Below are 21,113 nucleotides of genomic sequence, written 5' to 3' on the forward strand. Positions count from 1 at the left end.
GGGCACGTACCTTCGGTACATGTCCCCGCCGTCATGATGGCGGCTGCCCTTTGGCCTTGATGGAATGATGCGCCCCGGACGGTCGACCTTGAGCAGGGCCGTCGCCGGAGCAACACTGGCCGTCAAGACATCGGGGCGGTCTCGCCTCAACCCAGCCTCCCCCTCCAGTAGGCCTCCGCCAGGGCATGCGGCGTCATGTGCGCCCGCTCCAGGGGCGTGAGCCCCGCCGGCGGTGACCAGTCCGGCTCCACAGGGTCCACGCGCAGCACGTCGGCGTAGCGCACCGGCGCAAACTCTGGCCCGTCCGCCCACCAGACCGCCGGCCCGGTCAGGCCGCGCGCCCGGCGCAGGTTGCGGGCGGCCAGCGCGGTGGCGTGGCTCATCACCCCGATCAGCACCCCGTCCCGCGTCCGCTTGGGCAAACCCAGCGGCTCGGGATGGCCGCCCCAGGCCAGCAGCGACTGCGCCAGCCGCAGTTCCATGATCGTCAGGGCGCCGCGTCCGCCGACGATCCGCTGCAGTTCGGCGGCGGCGACCAGCACCTCGCTGATCACCGGGCTGAGCAGATCGCGCGCGGCGGCGACCGAGCGGGCGAACAGCCGGCTCATCTCCATCACGTCCTCATCCAGCGTCGGGGCGTCTGCGAACAGTTCCGGCAGGATCTCGCCCGCCAGCGACGGCGCCTCGCCGCCTGTGAAGCGCGCCCCGCCCATCACCCGGCCGTCCTCGACGGCGAGCAGATAGAGGCTGTCCGGCCGGTCCCACGGGTCGGTCTCGCGCCCGTCCGGCCGGCGCAGTTCCTCCCAGCCCTTGAGGTCGACGAACACCTCGTGGCGGATGCGGAACATGTCGTCCATCAGCGCCGGGAAGGCGTCCCGGTTGGCGGCGTTGAGCAACAGGATCACGGCCCGAGTCTCCTCAAGCCCACCCGACCGTGTCAGTCCCGCAAAAACAACTATAAGATGTTAATCTATCGCACGCAACCGTGCGCTCGCTCGATCAGCCTCGACCGCCGATACGAGCACCCCGTCGCCCGCACGCCGCGCGGCTTCCATCAGTGTCAGGTCGATGATGTCGCGCTGGGCGTGACTGCCGCCGAACCGGTGCGCCGTCGCCCGGACCGGACCCAGCGCGTCGATTGCGCCGCGCCAGTCGCCCTCGCCGAAGGCCGCCAGCCCGCGCACCACGGGCTCGCCGACAGCGGTGAAGGCGGCGTTGTCGCCCGGCCGCGCCATTGCCCGCCGCTGCGCCTCCCGCAGGCTCGCCAGGGCATCCGTCCGGCCCGCGCCGACGAAGGCCATGGCCGCATGGGCGTCGTTGAAAGCGTAGAGACTCTCCGCCACCGCGGGCGCCCACGTGTCCGCCAGTACGTCCCAGCGATCCCCCACATCCACGCCCTGCAGGTGCAGCCGCCAGAGCAGGGCGGAGGCGTCGACCATGTTGTAGGCCAGCTCCGACCGGTCGCCCCAGATCGGATCGTCATACAGCGCCAGCACCGCGTCGGTGTCGCCAAGACCCAGGTGGAACAGCGCCAGGTGCCACCAGTTGTGCACCTGGAAATAGCTGTCCCCGGTCCAGCGGGCGAGGTCGTCGCGCATCCAGGCCACGCCTTCCTCGCGCCGGTCCTGCATCTCCAGCACATGGGCGACTGCATGCTGCGCCCAGCCGTTGCGGGGCTCCAGGTCGATGGCTCGCCGCCCCGTCGCCTCGGCCGCCGCGTAGTGGCCCGTCTCCTCCAGCCCGAAGGCGTGCAGGCCCAGCACAGCGTGATAGCCGGGCATGGTCTCGTCCCAGTGCGGCAGCGCCGCGCCGATCCGGTCGCGCAACCGCCGCGCGTCGCCCTGCAGGAAGTCCAGCAGCTGGCCGATCTGCAGCGCCAGGGCGTCGCGCGGGTACGCCGCCGAGACGTTCGCCAGCACCTGCGCCGCCGCCGCGATCTCGCCCCGCGCCATATGGCCGAGCGCCGCCACATGCCCGGCCTCGCGGTCATTGGCCGGCAGGGCCAGCGCCCTGGCATGGCAATCCAGAGCGACGGGGAGGGTGAAGGCGTCCGTCCCCGCCGCGTGCAGGTAGCCCAGAAACACCCGGGCCATGACGAAGTCCGGACTGTCGGCCAGCGCCGCGCGCAGGCCGCGCACCGGTTCGCCGATGAAGCACTGATGACCGGCCAGCACCGTTTCATACAGATCGAGCGCCGCCGCGCTGGCGCCGGTCGGCCGTTGGGGCGTGGCGATATCGAAGGCCATGAGTCTCTCGCTGTGTCCGGAAATGACAGCTTGGCCTGACGGGCCGCCGTGGTCTACGCCTTGGGCATGAGCGAGTTCGACTTCGACGCCTTGGTGGTCGGCGCCGGCGCGGTGGGTCTGGCCACCGGCCATGCGCTGGCAAAACGCGGCCTGTCCGTCGTGGTGCTGGAGAAGGAGCGGGCCATCGGCCAGGGCGTTTCCTCGCGCAACTCCGAGGTCATTCACGCCGGGCTCTACTATCCGACCGGCTCCCTGAAGGCGCGGTTCTGCGTCGAGGGCCGCCGGCGGCTCTACGCCTTTCTCGACACGCATCACGTCGACTACCGCAAATGCGGCAAGCTCGTCGTTGCCAACGGCGAAGCCGAAGTGGAGCGGCTGGACGCCATCCTCGAGCAGGCGCGGATCAACGACGTCGAGGGGATGGAGCGGCTGACGGGCGCCGCCGCCATGGCGATGGAGCCCGGCCTCAAATGCGACATGGCGCTGCTCTCGCCCGAGAGCGGCGTGTTCGACAGCCACGGCTACATGAACGCCCTGGTCGGCGAGATCGAGGCGGCCGGCGGGGTGGTGGTGACCGCGACCCCCTTCGAGGGTGCGACCCCGTTGCCGGGCGGCGGCTTCACGGTCCGTGCGGGCGGCGAGGCGCCGACGACCCTGACGGTGCGCAAGCTTGTGACGGCCGCCGGCCTGGGCGCCCAGCACGTCGCGGCCCTGATCGAGGGCCTTCCGGCCGACCGCATCCCCGCACGCCACTTCGGCAAGGGCGTCTACTTCCGCCTGCAGGGCAAGGCGCCCTTCAGCCGCCTGATCTATCCGCCGCCGATCCACGGGGCGCTCGGCACCCACTACCGCAAGGACCTCGGCGGCCAGGCGGTGTTCGGACCCGATCTCGAGTTCGTGCCCACCGAGGATTACTCCGTCGATCCGGCCAAGGCGGCCGTGTTCGCGGCCTATATCCGCAAGTTCTGGCCTGCTGTGCCGGAGGATCACCTGTCCCCGGACTACGCCGGCCTGCGCCCCAAGATCCACGGTCCCGACGAGCCTCAACCCGACTTCCGCCTCGACGGCGAGGCCGTGCACGGCGTCCCGGGCCTGGTGGCCATGTTCGGCATCGAAAGCCCGGGCCTGACGAGTTCCCTGGCGATCGGGGAAGAAACGGCAGCGATCCTCTCCGCGTAGCGGGGAGGGGGACCACGCGGAGCGTGGTGGAGGGGCCGGCGCGAACGTCCGCCGCGCGTCCTTCGAGACGCGATCCTGAGGGATCGCTCCTCAGGATGACGAACAGGGTGCGCAAGTGGTCGTCATGGTGAGGAGCGAGGCCTCAGCCGAGCGTCTCGAACCACGCAGCCCGGATCAGCCCTTCGGAACCAGCCTCAGCACCCGCCCGTCATCCGTCGCCACATAGACCGCCCCGTCCGGCCCGACGCGCACGTCGCGGATGCGCTGGCCGAGGTCCTGCAGCAGCCATTCCTCGCCGACCACGCGGTCGCCGTCGAGGGTCAGGCGGACGAGCTTCTTGCTGCTCAGGCCGCCGATGAACAGGCTGCCCTTCCAGGCCGGGAACAGCGCCGCGTCATAGAAGGCCATGCCCGAGGGCGCGATGACCGGATCCCAGTAGTAGATCGGCTGCTCCATGCCGGCCTTCGCCGTGATCCCGTCGCCGATCGGCTGGCCGGAGTATTCCACGCCATAGGTGATGGTCGGCCAGCCGTAGTCCTTGCCGGCCTTGGGAATGTTCAGCTCGTCGCCGCCCTTCGCGCCGTGTTCGACGGTCCAGAGCTGGCCGGTCCAGGGGTTGAAGGCGGCGGACTGCAGGTTGCGGTGGCCGTAGGACCAGATGCTCTTGATCGCCTCGCTGACCGCCGCGAACGGGTTGTCCTTCGGGACCGCGCCGTCGGGATAGATGCGGATCACCTTGCCGAACGAGGACTTGAGGTCCTGCGCCTGAACGCGGCCCGGCAGGATCGAGCGCTCGCCCGTGGTGATGAACAGGAAGCCGTCCGGCGAGAACGCCAGCCGGCTGCCGAAGTGCTGAACCGAGTCCAGCGTCGGCAGCATGCGCCAGATGACCTGTACGGCCTCGACCCTGGCGGTCGCGCCGTCGAGCACCAGCCGGCCGTGCGCCGCCGCCGTGCCGTTGCCGCCTTCGCGCGGCTCGGCATAGGTCCAGTAGACCAGGCCGTCGGTGGCGAACGTCGGCGACAGGGCGACGTCCAGAAGGCCGCCTTGACCGCGCGCGTCGACCTTCGGCAGGCCCGCGACGGGCGCCGACAGCGTTCCGTCCTTCGCCACGATCCGCAGGTTGCCCGGCCGCTCGGTGACCAGCATCCGCCCGTCTGGCAGCCAGGCCATCGCCCACGGCTTGTCGAGCCCGGTCGCGACCGTCTGGATGTCAAAGGCGACGCCGCGCGTGACCAGCGGCGCGCGGGTCTGACCGGCGAAAGCCGGCGTCTGCTTCGCGCCGTTGGCCGGGCGGGTCTCCAGCGGCTGGCCGGGCGCGGTCCCCGTCCCGGTAGTCTGGGCGCCCGACGGCTGCCCTCCGCAGGCGGCGAGCAGCAGGGCGGCGAGGGCGAGCGGGGCAGGGCGCATGGCGAATCTCCTAGGCGTCACCGAGCAAAGCCGCGAGGGCGGCGGGCGGTTCCGCGCCTTCGAGGTGGATCAATGACCATAGGGCGAAGAACATCAGCGGCCAGCGGTTGTGCGCCTGCTTTTCATCGGTGAAGACTGCCCGGACGGCGTCGACGTCGCAGATCTCGGCCACGGCCTTCACACCGGCGATGCGCGGGCCCAGATCGCCGGCGCGCGGCGCGATCCAGCTGGCCACCGGCACGGTGAAGCCCTTCTTCTTCGCCCACGGCTCGGCCGCCGGGCAATGCCGCTCCAGCCACTTGCGCAGGATGTACTTGCCGTACTTCCCCCGCACCTTCATGCGGTCCGGCAGGTTGAACGCGAACGCCGCGACTTCCTTGTCGAGGAACGGCGTCCGGCCTTCGAGGCCATGCGCCATCAGCATCCTGTCGAGCTTGAGCAGCAGGTCGTTCGGCAGCCAGGTGACGATGTCGGCGTACTGGGCCTGCTGGAGGCGGGTGAGGTTGGGTGGGGGTGCGCTCTCAACGCGCCAGTTGTCCAAGGCGTCGGCGCCGCGGTCCTTCAGGAACTGCGCGTCGATCTGCGGTTCGGCGGGACGGCCACCCAGCCAAGACGGCCGCAGAGCTCGGCGATAGCGGCCATAGCCGCCGAACAGCTCGTCCCCGCCTTCGCCGCTCAGCACCACTGTCAGGGTCCCCTTCGCCGCCTCCGCCAGCTTGTAGGTCGGCAGGCAGGCGTAGTCGGTGGTCGGATCATCGAGGAATTTCGCCACCTGTGGCGCTATCCGCCAGAAGTCGTCCTCGCCGAACGTGGTCTCGCGCCAGTCGAGGTTCAGAGCATTGGCGACCTTTTCTGCCTGCCCACGCTCATCCCGGGCCTCGGGCGCGTCAAAGCCGCAGGTGAAGGCGGTGACCGGCCGTGCATTCAGCCGGCTCATCAGGGTGGCGATAGCGCTACTGTCGATGCCGCCGGACAGGAACAGGCCGTAGGGCACATCCGACCGTTGATGGACCTTTACGCTGTCTTCGAGGACGGCATCCAGGCGATCAAGCAGCTGGCTCTCGCTGCCGCGGGTGGAAGTTGGCGGTGGCTTGCGAGCGAAGCCCAGGCTTGAGGGTTCGAAGAGCAAGCTGCCGGTTCGGAAGCCAATGAGTCCACAGTCTGCCTCTATCTCGAAACCCTCGAACGGGCGAAGGCGGGTAGCGTTCTCCGCTGTTTGGGGACCGGTGATCCCATAGCCCAACGCCAGGACTTCGGCCGCATTGTTGGCCGAGGCGCCTTCGAGCGTCGTCGGCGCTATGCCGGGTAGAGCCCTGAGCTCGGACGCAAAGGCCGTGCCTTGGCCGCGCTGGGTGACATACAGCGGCTTGATCCCGAACCCGTCCCTGACCAGCCACGTCCGCCCGTCGAACCCGATGAAGCAGAACGCGTACATCCCGCGCAGCCGCTCGAAGGCCTTCTCGCCTTCCAGCGCGTAGATGTGCAGCAGGGGTTCGAAATCCGAGCCCGTCGACAGCTTGTCCCGAAGTCCAAATTCCTCGGCCAGCTCCAGGTAGTTGTAGATCTCGCCGTTGCCGATGACCGTCGAGCCGGCGGCGTGCAGGGGCTGCCAGCCGCCTTCGAGGTCGATGATCGACAGCCGCGCGTGGGCGACGCACCAGCCGGGTCCGCTCTCCACCCGAATGCCGTTCGGGCCGCGATGGGCGATGCGCTCGATCATCGCCCGCACGTCGCGTTCGGCCTGCGCCGGGTCGGTGACCCCCAGGATGCCCGCGATGCCGCACATCAGGCTTCACCCAGGCGGGAGAACAGGCGGCGCCATTCGGCGACCACGGCGTCCTGTGAGAACTCGGCCTCGACCCGCGCATGGCCGTTCTGGATCAGCCGGATGCCGAGCATCGGATCGGCAAGCAGCGCCCGCGTCCGCTCCGCCAGCGCGTCGGCGTCGTCGACGGGCACGAGGAAGCCGTCCTGTCCGTCGCGGATCAGCGCGCCCGGCCCCTGGCTGTTGGCGGCCACGACCGGCAGACCATTGGCCCAGGCCTGGATGACCACATTGCCGAGCGGTTCAAACCGCGAGGGAAACAGGCAGACGTCCGCCGCGCGATAGAGGGCCGAGGCGTCCTGCCGCCAGCCGAGGAACCGCACGCGGTCGGCCACGCCCAGCGCGCCGGCCATGGCCTTCAGCTTGCCCTCCAGCGGACCGGCGCCGGCGATCCAGAGATACGCCCCAGGGATCTGCGTCAGCGCCTTGAGGCTGACGTCATGCGCCTTGGCGTCGTGCAGCCGGCCCATGCCCAGCAGCAGCGGGACGTCCTCCGGTGTGTCGAGGCTGGCCCGGCTGACCGGCGCGTCCTCGTCCGGCCCGCCGGCGAAGTTGGGGATGTAGCTGACGCGGTCGGCGGGCCACCCCTGGCCGATCACCCAGTCGACGATGTCGCGCGTATTGCCGACCAGATGGTCGAAGCCGCGGTAGTATTTCAGGCTGTAGTAGCCGCCCAGCCTGCCGATCCGCTTCCACGGGCCGGCGGGCGTGTGCCGCCCCGCCCGGTTCATCCAGGCGACGATCACCCGGGCGTCCATCCGCCGGCCCCAGGTGGCGATCCGGGGGCGGGTAAAGATGTCCAGCGGGCCGCCGAAGCCGAAGGTCTGGGAGACGACGCCGGCCTCGGCGAGGGCGGTCGTCCGGGCGGCGTGGCGGCGGATCGCGCATGCCTCCGCCACCCCCGCGCGATGCAGGGCCGTGACGAGGTCGACGAAGTAGGTCTCGGCGCCGCCGTCGCCCCCGGACCCGAGCAGATGAAGCACGCTCATGTGGTCTGGAACCTAGCTGGACAGCGGCGCTTTCCCAAGCCGCATGACGCGCTCTTGAAGCGGAACCGATGCGCCCGTATAAGGCCGCCTCTCGCGCTCGCGGATTGATTTGCCGTCGCGTGTGGCTGGGTAGCTCAGATGGTTAGAGCGGTGGATTCATAACCCACAGGTCGGCGGTTCGATCCCGCCCCCAGCTACCACTTTTCCCCGATAAATGAACGGCTTAGGCGGCTGCCGACTGATCGTCGGCGCCGTCGAGCGCCGCCTGCAGCGCCACCAGCATCCGCTCGGCCTTGATCGGCTTTTCGACGACGTCGTTCATGCCCGCTTCCAGATAGCCGCGCACGTCCTCGGGATCGGCGTTGGCGGTCAGGGCGATGATCGGGGTGCGGCCGACCGGGCCGGGCAGGGCGCGGATGGCCCGCGTCGCGGCGACCCCGTCCATGCGCGGCATCTTGATGTCCATCAGGATCAGGTCGAAGCGACGGGCCTGAACGGCGTCCAGCGCCTCGACACCATCGACGGCCTGTTCGGACGTGCAGTCGAACATCTCGCACAGCGCCTCGGCGACCATCCGGTTGGTGGCGTTGTCGTCGACAATCAGGATGTGGGCCGCGTGCGAGGGGGCCTGGTCCTGGGCGGCGGCGGCGGCCGCGGCGGTCTGCGACTGGCGGGCGATGAACTCGAACACCACCGTCAGGCCGGCGCCGGCGTTTGATTCGGCGCGGATCACGCCGCCGGCGGCGATGCTGATGCGGCTGGCCAGCGCCATGCCGAGGCTGACCGACAGGCCCTCACCCCGGGCTTCGCTGGCGTCGACGGGCTCGAAAATGCGCGCCAGACGCTCGGCGCTGGTCGCGCTGCCGGCGTCGCGCACGCGACCTTCGAGGATCAGTCCGTCGGCGGTCGGGCGCACCTTGAGGGTCGCCTCGATGGCGCCGCGCCGCGTTTCGCTGAGGGCGCGGAAGATCAGCGCGTCGAACACCTGCAGCAGGCGGGCTTCGTCGATGTCGGCGACGTCTTCGGGATCGCCGTCGAAGGCGGTCAGCAGCGTCAGTCCGCTGTCGGCCGCACGCTGCTTCCAGCGGGCGTCGACCGTGTCCATCACCGTCTGCAGTTGAACCGGGTGCGGGTGGAAGGTGAGGACGCCGAGGTCGGCTTCGTGCAGATCGACGGCACGCCGCATGAGCGAGGTCAGGTCTTCGCTGGTCTCGGTGATCGCCCGCACGCAGGCCAGTGCGTCGGGCGGAAGGTTCTGGCGCGTCAGACGTCCGGCGAAATCGGCGACTCCGTCGAGATGGCGCAGCACTTCGGCGCTCATCCGCTGGATCAGCAGGGCGGTCGGGTCCTGCGGCGCCCGGGCGCGCGAGCGACGGGCCGTCAGCAGCGTCGCGGGCGTGCCGACGCCGACATACCGGCCGTGGTCGACAACGATAAAGCCATGGTTCAGCGCGTCCGGACGCGTGGCCCGCAGATGTTCGAGGAACCCCCAGGGCGTCATACCCGCGTCGGCGATCGCCGGCGTCGGATCCATGATCTCGGACAACGGGCGCTGGCCGTCGGATTGAGACAGCACAACCTCGCGACTCACCAGGCCAACCGGTGTCTCGCCATCGACCACGGCCAGGACGGCGGCGTCGGGCTCGGCGGCGAAGCGCATGGCGGCCGTGTCGCAACTGGCCCCCGAGGGGACCGGCGCACGGCGATCAACAAAACTGGAAAAGGTGTCCATGAAGCCGCACGTGAGGGTCAGATTGATCCTCACTATGGCCGATTGCGCTTGCAGAGAGGTTAAGCATGCGCCGGACAAAGAAAAACGGCGGGGACTTGCGTCCCCGCCGTTCCGCTCTTCAGAGGCCTTTCGGCTTAGAAGGACTTGGTGACCGCCACACCGTAGGTGCGGGGCTCAAGGTAGAAGCCGTTCCGGAACAGACCCGACGAGTCGTCGGTCAGGTAGGTGTCGGTCAGCGGCGCGTCGTCCATCAGGTTCTTGCCGTAGACTTCAACCGACCAGCCGGCTTCGTAGTTCGCCAGGGTGAAGGTCGCGTTGAAGTTCTCCCAGCCTTCCAGCTCGTCCGGCGCGGAGTTGTAGATCCGCGAGAACGAGTCCGTCTGACGGTAGTAGTCGCCGCGGATCGTGCCTTCCCAGCCGGCGCCGAACTCCCAGTTGTACTGGGCGCCGATCGACAGGGTGTAGTGCGGCGCGTTGGGCAGTTCCTTGCCCGTCAGGTCGACTTCCACACCGTCGCTGACCAGCACGCCGAAGGCGTTGCGGCCGACCGACAGCGGGCCGCCCGGGATCAGGGCGACGCCGGTGTTGCCGGCGCCCGTCGCGGTGACGGTGCAGGCGCCCAGCAGGTTGAACACCGTAGGAGCAGTGTTCGACGCGGCCAGGATGCCGGCGGCGCCGGCGGTCGGGAGCACGCAGTTGGCGGCGCTGCTGGACTTCATCAGCGTCAGCAGCGGGTTGCTCTGGGTGCGGTTGAACACGTCGATCGACGTGCCGCCGGTGATTTCCGTCTGCAGGTAGCCGATGTTCATGTTCAGGCGCAGGCCGTCCATCGGCGACCAGACGCTTTCGAACTCGAGGCCCTTGATCTCGGCGTCGATGTTCTCGTTCACCGAGGCGCGGTTCACGATCTTCGACACCTGATAGCCTTCGTAGTCATATTTGAAGGCCGTGAAGTTCAGGACCATCGCGCCACCCAGCAGGGTGTTCTTCGCGCCGATTTCCATCGAGTTGACGAATTCCGGATCGAAGGTGGGCGGCGGGCAACCAACCACGGCCGAGCAGGCCGGGTTCATGCCGCCGGCCTTATAGCCGCGCGAGTAGAAGGCGTAGATCAGGGTTTCGTCGGTGAAGCCCACGTCCGGCTTCCAGTCGAAGCCCAGGCGACCGGTCATCTCTTCGAAGTCGGCCGTCAGGTAGGGGGTCGTCGCGCTGAGCGGGATGCCAGGGCCGCCCGCAACGAACAGGGCCACCGGACGGTTTTCCTGGCGCTTCATGTCGTGGGTGTAGCGGAGGCCGCCCGTGACCTTGAAGCTGTCGGCGACCTGCCAGTAGAGCTCACCGAAGACGGCGCGGGACTTCAGGTGATAGGCGCCGGTGCTGTCATAGTAGTTGCGGCCCGAGCGGTCCGGTTTGGCGTTCGGGTCGATGAAGCAGGGCGTGACGCTCGAGCAGCCGAGGACCGAAGCGATGGCCGGCAGGTTGTTCTCGACCTGGGCGGCGGCGGTCAGGGTGTTGCCCATCACGTAGTAGTCGCCGTCCGACTTGAAGTCGATGTAGATGGCGCCGACGTTGAAGTTGAACGGACCATCGAAGTTCGACTGCAGGCGCAGTTCCTGCGACCAGTTTTCGCTTTCACCGCCGGAGATGTCGAAGGTGGTGAAGCGGCTCTGGGCGCCGAGTTGCGGATCCTGAACCGTACCGAACGCCGCGGCGGTCGGGTTGAACAGGGCGGCGTAGAGGCCGGTGTAAACCACGCCGAAGCCGCCGTAGACGTTGATCGGGTTCGGGGTCGCGTTGAACTGCGAGTTCGGAACGATCCGGTTGTAGTCCTGACGGGTGTACAGGTTGTTCTTGCTGTAGCCGGTGAGGGCGGTCAGCTGCAGTTCGTCATTCAGGTCCCAGGAGATCTGGAACTGAACGATGTCGGTCTTGGCCTGGTAGATCGGGTCCGCGGCCGACTGGATGTTGCGGATGTCCGGGTCCTGCATCTGGCCCGCGAAGGCGTCACCGGTGGTGAAGCCGTACAGGGTGCCGAACAGGCCGCCGAGCGTGGCTTGCGAGTTCGGGGTGCCCAGGATGCCCGGGTCATTGAGCGACGCCGCGGAGCAGCCCTGGCTGAAGAAGCCGCGCTGGATCTGGGCGATCGGGCCGGCGCCGCCGGCGTTCAGCGACTGGCCGCCGACGGCCGTTGCCGGACCGGGGTCCTTCACGCAGAGCTGCTTGCCGATACGCGAACGGGCGTCGTCTTCCTCGAAGTGGTCCCACATCAGGAAGGTGCGGAACGTGTCGCTCGGGTTGAAGGCCAGGGTCGTGCGGACGTTCCACAGGTCGCGGTCGTCGGCGTCGTTGCCGGTCGTCAGGTTGGTGCCGTAGCCGTCGCGCTGCAGCATGTTGGCCGCGACGCGCAGGGCGAGGGTGTCGCCGAGCGGCACGTTGACCATGCCGCGGACCTTCTTGGAGCCGAAGTTGCCGGCTTCCAGGCGGAGCATCGCGTCGAATTCGTCGGTCGGCTTGGCGGAGATCAGGTTGACCACGCCGCCGGTGGCGTTGCGGCCGTACAGCGTGCCTTGCGGGCCGCGCAGCACTTCCACGCGCTCAACGTCGAAGAATTCCGACTCGAACAGGTTGTTGGCGGTCAGCGGGGCGTTGTTCAGGTGGATGCCGGTGCCGGCGTCGCCCGAACCGGCGACCAGCTTGGAGCCGACGCCCCGGATCTGGAAGTTGTAGCCGGTGAAGTTACCCTTGGAGAAGTTCACGTTCGGCACGGCGAGCACCAGGTTCGGGCCGCCGTCGATCTTGGCCTTCTCGAGCGTTTCAGCGCTGAACGCCGAAACGGCGATCGGCACGTCCTGGATCGCTTCTTCCCGCTTCTGGGCGGTCACGACGACTTCGCCGACCGTCGTGTCCTGGGCGAAAGCAGGTGCGGCGACGCCAAGCATGGCGGCGGCCGACACACTGGCGATGAGCATACTGCGCAGGCGCAGAGATTCGGACATTCGTAACCCTCCCCGGACGGCGCGACCTCTTCTGGGAGGTTCGCGGCGTCGATGTTTCCTCGTGTATCGCGCGTTTGGTTACCGCCGGGGTCGCGCGACACATTCCCCCGCAGCTTCCGGAATTGCATACGGGCCAAGGGGTGGTGTCAACCGCCAGCGTCACGTTACCGCCGTCAAGTTGCCGCTTTTCACCTTGGTGTTGCCTGCCTGCTTCGCCTTGTGACGTACGGGAAACGACTTCTTCCCGCCCTGCGGGAACGTGACGCCGCCGGCGCGGAGTCCGGACGTTTCGGGACCGGTCCGGATCGTGTAGGGAACAGGACGCGCAAAGCGCATAACTCCAAGGCGTATCGTCCGCTTCATGACCCCCGGTTCACCGTCCTCCCAAGGCGCGCTCGTTCTCTTCTCGGGCGGGCAGGATTCCGCCACCTGTCTGGCCTGGGCGCTCGAACGCTACGAGCTCGTGGAGACAGTCGGCTTCGACTACGGTCAACGTCACATTGTCGAGATGGACGCCCGCCAGAAGGTCCGGAGCGGCATTCTGGCGCGGTTTCCGGCGCTCGCGGCCCGACTCGGCGAGGATCACGTCCTGGATCTCGCCAGTTTCGGCGCGGTCGGCGAGTCGGCCCTGACGGCGGATCGCGCGATCGAGATGACCGAACGGGGCCTGCCCTCGACCTTCGTTCCGGGCCGCAACCTCGTGTTCCTCACCTACGCGGCCGCCCTCGCCGATCGGCGCGGCCTGACCGCCCTGGTCGGCGGCATGTGCGAGACCGACTACTCCGGCTACCCCGACTGTCGCCGCGACACGCTCGACGCGATGCAGCAGGCCCTGAACCTGGGCATGGCGCGCGACTTCCGCATCGAGACGCCGCTGATGTGGCTGACCAAGGCGCAAACCTGGCAACTGGCCGCACACCTCGGCGGCGACCCGCTGGTCGAGCTGATCGTCGAGGACAGCCACACCTGTTACCGCGGCGAGCGCGGCGCGATGCACGCGTGGGGCCATGGCTGCGGTGAGTGTCCGGCCTGCGACCTGCGCGCCGCCGGCTGGGACGGCTGGGTCGCGGCGGGCCGCCCGACGGCCGCGCCATGACCTACAGCGTCAAGGAGATCTTCCTCACCCTGCAGGGCGAGGGCGGCCAGGCCGGCCGGGCGGCGGTGTTCTGCCGGTTCGCCGGCTGCAACCTGTGGAGCGGTCGCGAGCAGGACCGCGCCAGGGCCGTCTGCACCTTCTGCGACACGGACTTCGTCGGCGTGGACGGGGAGGGCGGCGGCAAGTTTCTGACCCCCGACGACCTGGCCGCGGCGGTCGACGCCGCCTGGACCGGTCCGGGCCAGAACAAGCTGGTCGTCTGCACCGGCGGCGAACCGCTGCTGCAACTGGATCCGCCGCTGATCGAGGCCCTGCACCGGCGCGGCTTCGAGATCGCCGTGGAGACCAACGGCACCATCCTCGCCCCGCCCGGCATCGACTGGATCTGCGTCAGTCCCAAGGCCGACGCGACCGTGGTCCAGACCTCGGGCCAGGAGCTGAAGCTCGTCTTTCCCCAGAAGGGCGTCGATCCGGCCCGCTTCGACGGTCTCGATTTCGAGCGGTTTTTCCTCCAGCCGATGGATTCCGCCGACCAGGCGGCCAACACCGCCGCGGCGGTCGCCTATTGCCTTTCCCACCCCCGTTGGCGTTTAAGCGTCCAGACACACAAGTATCTCGGCCTGCCCTGATGGATACGGCCCGCATTCCGCGGACCTGAAGCCTCCCAGGCCACCTCAAGAAGACATGACCGACTCCATCTTCGAGATCACGAAGGCCGCAACCTTCGACGCCGCCCACTACATCCAGCAGGGCGAGCCGGACCATCGCTACCGCCGTCTGCACGGGCATTCGTTCCGCGTGGAGGCGAGCGTTCGCGGCTCGGCCGCCGCCGAGGGCTGGGTCGTCGACCTGGACCGGCTGGATACGGCGCTCAAGGCCGTCGCAACCGAGCTGGATCACGGGCTGCTGAACGACAAGCCAGGTCTGGAGGTCCCGACGCTCGAACGTCTGTGCCTCTATTTCGTCGAGCGACTGCGTCCGGCGTTCCCCGGCCTCTCGCGCATCGTGGTCTCGCGGCCGACGATCAACGAGAGCTGCTCGCTGGCCCTCTGAGGCCAGGGGACGTGAGGTCCACGCCCCGCCGGCTAGTCCTTCTTCTTCTTCTTCCCGTCCTTCTTGTCGCCGTCCGGGATCGCGGCGCCGACGACCGCCCCGCCGACCTTGGCCGTGGTCACGACCACCGCTGACGTCGCGCCGACGACCGCGCCGGCGGTGGCGCCGACAACAGTGGCGACACAGCCCTGCAGGCCGAGGGCCGCCAGCGCGACAATCAGGGGCAGGATGCGGCGGGACATGGCGAATCTCCGGTGACCCGGCAGCCGTAGCGGACAATCGTCGCTGAATGATGTCCGGTCAGGCCGGCTCGGCGTCCTCGCGGGCCGGGTCGGCGCTGCGCCGCCAGGGACCAGGGAAATGGGCGTCGGACTTGCGGCGGCGATCCGGACCGAAATAGTCGCTGGTGCGAACGAAGGGACGGGGGTGTTCGACGATCTCGCCGATCCGCTCGATCACGCCGCGCGCCGTGACCGGCTTGGCGAGGAACTCGTTGACGCCGGCGTCCCTCGCCTCGGCGACGCGCCGCGAAGTGGAATGCCCGGTAATCATGATCACCGGCGTCAACGGATTGGGACTGTCGGGCGAATTGCGCAGCAGCTTGACGAAGTCGATGCCGTCCAGCGGCTGCATCGCCAGGTCCGTCATCACGACATCGACCTGATGCGTGCGCATGATCTGAAGCGCCTCGGCGCCGTCGCCGGCCTCGAAGATGTGCTTCACGCCGATGGCGCGCAGAATCTCCGTCAACAGCACCCGCATGTGGTGGTTGTCGTCGACCAGCAAAATCTTGATCAGATCGAAGCGCAAGGGCGAAGCGGAGACCATCAACCACGCGCGAGCGGCCGCGGAATTGCGACCGCCCCCGGATTGGAAGCCGACTCCTAGGGGCGCAGTTCAGACCCGGTCAAACGAAAAAACTGAACGGGTTCAACCGGCTTGCCTCGGGGCGCCCAAAATGGGCGCCTCAATTTGAGTCGACCAGCACCAGTTCCGCATCGGCCGTGGCCCGGATCGTCAGCAGCGGCTCGTCCCGGATCGCCGCGCCGTCGCGGGCGTTCAGGGTGACGCCGTTGACGTCAACCGAACCGGTCGCGGCGACGAGGTAGCCGTGCCGGCCGTCGCCCAGCGCGTAGGTGGTGGTTTCACCGGCCTTGAGCGTCGCACCCAGGACCCGCGCGTCGGTGCGGATCGGCAGGGCGCCCTCGTCGCCGAAGCCGCTGGCCAGCGCCACGAACTTGCCGGACCGGTCATCCCTGGGGAACGGCTTGGCGCCCCAGGACGGCGCGCCGCCGCGTTCCTTGGGCTCGATCCACAGCTGGAACAGCGTCGTGGTTTCGTCCTCGAGATTGTACTCGGCGTGGCGGATGCCGGCGCCGGCGCTCATCACCTGAACGTCGCCCGCGCCGGTGCGGCCCTTGTTGCCCAGGCTGTCCTGGTGGGTGATCGCGCCGGTGCGGACATAGGTGATGATTTCCATGTCGTTGTGCGGATGCGGCGGAAAGCCGGACTTCGGCGCGATCTCGTCGTCGTTCCACACCCGCAGCGCGCCCCAGCCCATACGGGCAGGATCGTACCAACTGGAAAAGCTGAAGTGGTGGCGGGCGTTCAGCCAGCCGTGGTTGGCGTGTCCGAGTTGCTCGAATGGCCTGCGGTCAATCATGGGGTATCTCCCTTTCAGGTGGAGAGATAGGGACGGCCATCGGTAATTGCAACCGGTCTGGTGCCTGAATGCGCGGGCGGTCGCTGCGTGCCGCCACCATGCTGACAGGCGCTGGCGCCGGCAATGGCTATGAGACCCCGAACGGGGGGATCACGAGCATGCAAACCAAAGAACCGATCAACGACGGCCGCGAGGATTTCGACTTCCTCGTCGGCCGCTGGACCATCCGCCATCGCCGGCTGAACGCGCGCCTCGCCGGCTGCGCGGACTGGACGTCGTTCGACGGGACCTGCGTGATGCGGAAGACCATGGGCGGTCTGGGCAACATGGACGACAACACGGTCGACCTGCCCGAAGGCGCCTACGCCGCCCTGACCCTGCGCCGGTTCGACCCGGTCCTGCGCCGCTGGTCGATCTGGTGGCTGGACGCCCGCCAGCCGGACATCGACCCGCCGGTCCACGGCGCCTTCGCGGACGGGGAGGGCGTGTTCCTCGGCGACGACGTTTTTCAGGGCAAGCCGATCAAGGTCCGCTTCCTCTGGTCAGCCATCACCCCGACCACCTGCGAATGGCGCCAGGCCTTCTCCGAAGACGGCGGCGCGACGTGGGAGACGAACTGGGAAATGGCGTTCACGCGGGCGGGGTGAGGGGATGCCTTGAGCGTCCACCAAGGGTGGGGGGCGGACACAGGCATAGGTCGCCCGAGCGAATGAAGACGCTGACCCGTATCGCTTTCAGCGTCGCCCCTGGCGGCCTGGAGCAAGCGCCAACGCCGCGCTTGCGGGCGGCGGGGCGGCGCAGAGAGGGCGGAGGTCTTCGGCCAGGTCGTCGAGGGCGAGGGCGAAGACGGCGTTGGCGTGGTCGTTGAACTCCTTGGCGGAGCCCCACATGTTCACCGCCGTCTTGTCACCGCGATAGACCGCTTCCGGTCCGGGGGCCGCGCCTGGAGCCGCAAGGACGCCGCGCAGGACGACGCTGCCGACCTTGTTCAACTGCTGGGTGCCGATCCAGATCACCTGAATCCGGATGCGGACCGTGACCACGGCGGGGTCGGGTTGGCCGCCGGCCGGCGCGAAGCTGGGCGTAAACCCGCGGGCCTTGAGGCCGACGTCAAACACCGAGCGCAGCCAGGCCTCGCGATCATCCGGCGCACGGAGAGCGACGCCGAAGGCTCCCACGATCTGGGGGTCGCGGCGGGGGTCGGTGAGCTCGATCTGGACGGCGCAGCCGCCGGCGGTGGACCGGGTAGCGGCGTCTGCGGCGGCCGCCGGCTCGACGTAGAGCGGTCCAAGGAGCTTGGCGTCTCCGACTGCGGCGGCGGCGGAGCCAACGGTCAGCAGGCCCGTGGCCAGGGCTGCGGTGGCGAGGATATGAGCGCTGCGCATGCCGCTATTCCTGAAGAGTCTGGACATGGACAAGGCCCATGGGGAGGGGATTGAACAGCAGAACTCCACCGAGGCCCTCCTCCATCGGTTTGCCGCCGAGGGGGCCGATGGTCCTGCGCTCTGCGGCGTTGAAACGGGCCACATCCGCGTCGGTGAGGGTGAGGGCGCGCGGAATGAGATCGCCGGCCCTGGCGAAGGCGACGGCGAGCGCCTTCTTCGCCAGGGCGCTGTCGTTGGCCGCCCAGCGCTGCGCGTTTTCGACCGGCGTGGTGGGGTTGGCGAGGCGCACGACGCTGCTGACCCGCTGGCCGTAGACCAGATTCTTGTCGAGGAGCCGGGTGTAGGGTTGGCCCTTCTTGGCCTGCGCCTTGTCGGCGATGGCGATGCCGACGCTGACGTTCACCGACGAGAAGTCGGGCGCCATGTCGTAGACATAGGTGAAATAGGCGACCTGGCTGGTCGCGGCGGCGGTGAGAAAGTCGCTCTTGCCGAACAGGGTGGCGTCGCGGCTGAAGGCCGGTTCCTGGCCTTCGAGCCAGGGCATGGCGGCCAGGGCGGCCTTTGTGCTGTCGATAGCCAGCTGGTCGGCGTCAAGGTCCATCAGGCCGCGGCGGATGGGGGTGATGCCGAGTTGGGCGCGCTGGGCGCGGTCGGCTCCGACCCCGGCCTCGATGAGCACGCCGACCGCACCGCCGGCCACCATAGCGAAGCCAAGGGTGGAGTTGATGTTCGACCCAAGCTCAGCCTGGCCGACGCTGACCTGAACGGAGCGGCCGCCGGCGACCGGGCGGGCTGCCTCCGGCAGGACGTACTTCAGAGGTTTCGGCGCGGCCTGCGCGGGGAGCGCGGCGCACAACATCAAGACCGCGGCGCATACGCCGCGCAACTGCATCCGGATCATCAGCCCCCCAAGACTGGCATTAAGGTCAAGCTAGCTACCAGAGCGACCTGGCGAGCACAATTGTGGCGCGGCGTTCGCCCCCCTGTCGCCGGGAGGGCGTGCGCGGGCGCTGGTGCGGGTTGCGCATCCTGCGTCCCTACGATGATCGACGTAGTGTCATCCTGGACCTGACCTGGTGAGCGTCAGCAATGGGTGGACAGCAGACGTGACTTGAGTGACCGACGGGGGGTCAGCCCATGGTTCCAAATTGCCGGAAAGCCCAATTGGTCTGATACGCCAGAATGGCGAGGCCAACGACCCAGTGATAGACGGGATTGCGGGTCTTCATTCCAGCCAGACAGAGTACCGCCGAGAGGACGGTGGTGATGACGTACTCAAGGCCGAGGCTGGCGAAATGCTCAGCGCCTTTCAGCCGGCTGTCGACCATGTCGACCACGAAATAGAGTGCGTTGAAGCCGAAAAACCACCCTCTGCGATCATAGAAGAAGGCGTCGAGGTCGAGCTCGGGGTCAAGCACCTTGGGGAACAGCAGGGTAGACAGGATGTAGAGGATGACGGCGTAGCCGAGGATGAACAGATAGCTCTTGAAGGTCCAGACCGGCAGCAACTGAAGCTTGAACTGCCACCACCACCAGAAGGCCACGGTGATCACCATATAGATCACCCAGACCAGATGGATGGAGGCGATCTTCATACGCTTCGGCCGCTGGGCGATTTCTACCAGGCCCTGAAGCAGGTGCGTGAGGGCCAGGCCGACGATGATCGACACCAGCACCATCACATATTCGAACATGTCCATTCGCGTACTCCCGTATTCGCAACCTTAGCCGAACGGGGGAACGGCGGAAGGGCTGTGCGCGCGACAGGCTGACCGTCAGCTAGGAGCCGAGTGGCGCTGCATGTCCGTCTTGGGGCGGGGGCCGACAGCGGCTACCGGTCGGAAGTCGGACCTTGGACGGCGATCTAGCCATCGCTTAGTCTCACCCCATGATCACCTACCGACTACTCGCGAGCCACGAAGGCTCGGCGGCGGCTGAAATTCACCGACGGGCCGGGGCGCTCATACCCGGATACGACACGGCGCTGCACTCCGCTGAGGAGTTTGTCGCATTCTATCGCAACCAGGTGATGATCGATGGCCCCGTCTGGGGGGCATTTGAGGGAGATCGGTTACGGGGACACATGGCGCTGCTGCCCGGCTGGATCGATCATCTTTATGTCGATCCTGATTTCCACGGACGCGGGATTGGAAGCGCCTTAGTGGGGTTGGCCCAGCGCGAGCAATCAGAACTGCGGCTCTACACCTTCCAGTCCAACCTGCGAGCGCATGCGCTGTACGAGCGGCACGGGTTCACCGTGGAGGAGCTAACCGACGGCCAGCGCAACGAAGAGAGAATGCCGGACATGACCTATGTCTGGCGACGAGGCTGAATTGACCAACTTCCGCTCTGGGTCGAAAGCGGCCCTTCACCTGACGACCCAGCCTACCGCCGCCCATCCCCACCCGGGCTAAACGCGCCGCCACCCGTCTGCCCGCGGTGACGCAGGAACGCATCCGCCAGCACGCAGGCCATCATGGCTTCCACCACCGGCACGGCGCGGATGCCGACGCAGGGGTCGTGCCGGCCCTTGGTGCGCAGCTCAATCTCCGCGCCGGTCTCGTTGACCGTCTCGCGCGGGGTCAGGATGGAGGAGGTCGGCTTGAAGGCGACGCGGACGACCACCGGCTGGCCGGACGAGATGCCGCCCAGCACGCCGCCGGCCTTGTTCGACTGGAAGCTGATGCCGTCGTTGCCCATGCGCATCTGGTCGGCGTTCTCCTCGCCGGTCAGGGCGGCCGACGCGAAGCCGGCTCCGATCTCCACGCCCTTGGCGGCGTTGATCGACATCATCGCGGCGGCCAGTTCGGCGTCGAGCTTGCCATAGAGCGGCGCGCCCCAGCCGGCGGGCACGCCCGTGGCCTCGACCTCGACGACGGCGCCGGTCGAGGAGCCGGCCTTGCGGATCTTCTCCAGGTGCTCTTCCCAAACGGGCACGGTCCCCGCGTCGGGACACCAGAAGCCGTTCTCGCGGGTCTGGTCCCAGTCCCAGCGGTCGCGGTCGACCGCGTGCGGGCCGATCTGCACCAGGGCGCCGCGGATGGTGACGCCCTCCAGCACCTTGCGCGCCACGGCGCCGGCGGCCACCCGGGCGGCTGTTTCGCGGGCCGAGGACCGGCCGCCGCCGCGGTAGTCGCGCACGCCGTACTTGGCGAAATAGGGCCAGTCGGCGTGGCCCGGCCGGAAGGCCTGGGCGATCTCGGAATAGTCCTTCGACCGCTGGTCGGTGTTCTCGATCATCAGGCTGATCGGCGTGCCGGTGGTGACCGGACCGCCGGTGCGATCGTCCTCGAAAACGCCGGACAGGATGCGCACCGCGTCCGGCTCCTGGCGCTGGGTGACGAACTTGCCCTGGCCGGGCTTTCGCTGGTCGAGCCAGACCTGGATGTCCTCGGGCGTCAGCGGGATTCCCGGCGGACACCCGTCGACCACGCAGCCGAGCGCCGGCCCATGGCTCTCGCCCCAGGTGGTCACGCGGAAAAGATGGCCGAAGCTGTTGTGCGACATGCGGGCGCTTCTAGCGGAAGGGAGAGGAGGTC

Annotated in this window: 20 protein-coding genes and 1 tRNA gene; 7 read left to right on the plus strand and 14 right to left on the minus strand. The window is 68.2% G+C overall.

The genetic code is table 11. The annotated features are described in order from the left end of the window. Positions 1–146: 146 nt before the first annotated feature. Both AC3WJT_RS06200 and AC3WJT_RS06205 read right to left on the minus strand, forming a co-directional pair. Positions 147–905, minus strand: a complete 759-nt coding sequence (locus AC3WJT_RS06200) for an acyl-homoserine-lactone synthase (RefSeq protein ID WP_492342195.1) — start codon at positions 903–905, stop codon at positions 147–149. Positions 906–965: 60 nt separating this feature from the next. Beyond that, positions 966–2,246: a tetratricopeptide repeat protein gene (locus AC3WJT_RS06205; protein ID WP_492342196.1), complete on the minus strand. Its 1,281-nt coding sequence runs from the start codon at positions 2,244–2,246 to the stop codon at positions 966–968. A 66-nt stretch (positions 2,247–2,312) separates the two neighbouring features. Between AC3WJT_RS06205 and AC3WJT_RS06210 the strand changes: the two genes are divergently transcribed. Next, positions 2,313–3,425: an NAD(P)/FAD-dependent oxidoreductase gene (locus AC3WJT_RS06210; protein ID WP_492342379.1), complete on the plus strand. Its 1,113-nt coding sequence runs from the start codon at positions 2,313–2,315 to the stop codon at positions 3,423–3,425. A 174-nt stretch (positions 3,426–3,599) separates the two neighbouring features. Here the strand turns inward: AC3WJT_RS06210 and AC3WJT_RS06215 are convergent, their stop codons facing one another. The 3 genes from AC3WJT_RS06215 to AC3WJT_RS06225 are packed head-to-tail and all read right to left on the minus strand — an operon-like array spanning position 3,600 to position 7,649. Continuing rightward, entirely contained in the window at positions 3,600–4,835 is a 1,236-nt protein-coding gene (locus AC3WJT_RS06215) for a PQQ-dependent sugar dehydrogenase (RefSeq protein WP_492342197.1), read from the minus strand. 10 nt (positions 4,836–4,845) lie between these two features. Continuing rightward, entirely contained in the window at positions 4,846–6,621 is a 1,776-nt protein-coding gene (gene asnB, locus AC3WJT_RS06220) for an asparagine synthase (glutamine-hydrolyzing) (protein WP_492342198.1), read from the minus strand. Then, entirely contained in the window at positions 6,621–7,649 is a 1,029-nt protein-coding gene (locus tag AC3WJT_RS06225; protein ID WP_492342199.1) for a glycosyltransferase, read from the minus strand. The genes asnB and AC3WJT_RS06225 overlap by 1 nt, the downstream gene beginning before the upstream one ends. 123 nt (positions 7,650–7,772) lie before the next feature. Between AC3WJT_RS06225 and AC3WJT_RS06230 the strand changes: the two genes are divergently transcribed. After that, a tRNA-Met gene (locus AC3WJT_RS06230) sits at positions 7,773–7,849 on the plus strand. 23 nt (positions 7,850–7,872) lie between these two features. Here the strand turns inward: AC3WJT_RS06230 and AC3WJT_RS06235 are convergent. Both AC3WJT_RS06235 and AC3WJT_RS06240 read right to left on the minus strand, forming a co-directional pair. Then, a complete protein-coding gene (locus AC3WJT_RS06235) occupies positions 7,873–9,381 on the minus strand; it encodes a response regulator (protein ID WP_492342200.1) in 1,509 nt (502 codons plus the stop codon). 134 nt (positions 9,382–9,515) lie between these two features. Beyond that, complete coding sequence (locus AC3WJT_RS06240) at positions 9,516–12,377, minus strand: TonB-dependent receptor (protein ID WP_492342201.1); 2,862 nt, start codon at positions 12,375–12,377, stop codon at positions 9,516–9,518. 361 nt (positions 12,378–12,738) lie between these two features. Between AC3WJT_RS06240 and queC the strand changes: the two genes are divergently transcribed. The 3 genes from queC to AC3WJT_RS06255 are packed head-to-tail and all read left to right on the plus strand — an operon-like array spanning position 12,739 to position 14,526. Continuing rightward, complete coding sequence (gene queC, locus AC3WJT_RS06245; RefSeq protein ID WP_492342202.1) at positions 12,739–13,473, plus strand: 7-cyano-7-deazaguanine synthase QueC; 735 nt, start codon at positions 12,739–12,741, stop codon at positions 13,471–13,473. After that, entirely contained in the window at positions 13,470–14,102 is a 633-nt protein-coding gene (gene queE, locus AC3WJT_RS06250; RefSeq protein ID WP_492342203.1) for a 7-carboxy-7-deazaguanine synthase, read from the plus strand. Before queC ends, queE begins: the two co-directional genes overlap by 4 nt. 55 nt (positions 14,103–14,157) lie before the next feature. After that, entirely contained in the window at positions 14,158–14,526 is a 369-nt protein-coding gene (locus AC3WJT_RS06255; protein WP_492342204.1) for a 6-pyruvoyl trahydropterin synthase family protein, read from the plus strand. A 32-nt stretch (positions 14,527–14,558) separates the two neighbouring features. Here the strand turns inward: AC3WJT_RS06255 and AC3WJT_RS06260 are convergent, their stop codons facing one another. The 3 genes from AC3WJT_RS06260 to AC3WJT_RS06270 all read right to left on the minus strand — a co-directional run bounded on the left by AC3WJT_RS06260 (position 14,559) and on the right by AC3WJT_RS06270 (position 16,189). Continuing rightward, positions 14,559–14,768 carry a hypothetical protein gene (locus tag AC3WJT_RS06260; RefSeq protein WP_492342205.1) on the minus strand — a complete coding sequence of 70 codons (210 nt, stop codon included), beginning with the start codon at positions 14,766–14,768 and terminating at the stop codon, positions 14,559–14,561. Between the two features lie 58 nt (positions 14,769–14,826). Continuing rightward, positions 14,827–15,336: a response regulator gene (locus AC3WJT_RS06265; protein WP_492342206.1), complete on the minus strand. Its 510-nt coding sequence runs from the start codon at positions 15,334–15,336 to the stop codon at positions 14,827–14,829. Positions 15,337–15,493: 157 nt separating this feature from the next. Next, positions 15,494–16,189, minus strand: coding sequence for a pirin family protein (locus AC3WJT_RS06270; RefSeq protein ID WP_492342207.1), 696 nt, complete (start codon positions 16,187–16,189; stop codon positions 15,494–15,496). A gap of 158 nt (positions 16,190–16,347) precedes the next feature. Here AC3WJT_RS06270 and AC3WJT_RS06275 point away from each other — a divergent pair, with 158 nt between their 5' ends. Then, on the plus strand, positions 16,348–16,836 hold the full coding sequence (locus AC3WJT_RS06275) for a DUF1579 domain-containing protein (protein ID WP_492342208.1): 489 nt from the start codon (positions 16,348–16,350) through the stop codon (positions 16,834–16,836). Positions 16,837–16,923: 87 nt separating this feature from the next. Here AC3WJT_RS06275 and AC3WJT_RS06280 read toward each other — a convergent pair whose 3' ends face one another. The 3 genes from AC3WJT_RS06280 to AC3WJT_RS06290 all read right to left on the minus strand — a co-directional run bounded on the left by AC3WJT_RS06280 (position 16,924) and on the right by AC3WJT_RS06290 (position 19,274). Next, positions 16,924–17,574 carry a hypothetical protein gene (locus AC3WJT_RS06280; RefSeq protein WP_492342209.1) on the minus strand — a complete coding sequence of 217 codons (651 nt, stop codon included), beginning with the start codon at positions 17,572–17,574 and terminating at the stop codon, positions 16,924–16,926. A gap of 4 nt (positions 17,575–17,578) precedes the next feature. Next, on the minus strand, positions 17,579–18,475 hold the full coding sequence (locus tag AC3WJT_RS06285) for a hypothetical protein (protein WP_492342210.1): 897 nt from the start codon (positions 18,473–18,475) through the stop codon (positions 17,579–17,581). Between the two features lie 229 nt (positions 18,476–18,704). Beyond that, the gene (locus AC3WJT_RS06290) at positions 18,705–19,274 is read right to left on the minus strand and encodes a hypothetical protein (RefSeq protein WP_492342211.1); all 570 of its coding nucleotides are present in this window, start codon (positions 19,272–19,274) and stop codon (positions 18,705–18,707) included. Positions 19,275–19,462: 188 nt separating this feature from the next. Here AC3WJT_RS06290 and AC3WJT_RS06295 point away from each other — a divergent pair, with 188 nt between their 5' ends. Further along, positions 19,463–19,906: a GNAT family N-acetyltransferase gene (locus AC3WJT_RS06295; protein WP_492342212.1), complete on the plus strand. Its 444-nt coding sequence runs from the start codon at positions 19,463–19,465 to the stop codon at positions 19,904–19,906. Positions 19,907–19,959: 53 nt separating this feature from the next. Here AC3WJT_RS06295 and aroC read toward each other — a convergent pair whose 3' ends face one another. Next, positions 19,960–21,081, minus strand: coding sequence for a chorismate synthase (aroC, locus tag AC3WJT_RS06300; RefSeq protein ID WP_492342213.1), 1,122 nt, complete (start codon positions 21,079–21,081; stop codon positions 19,960–19,962). Positions 21,082–21,113: the final 32 nt, after the last annotated feature.

The organism is Caulobacter sp. FW305-C-30-S16 (assembly GCF_058783025.1).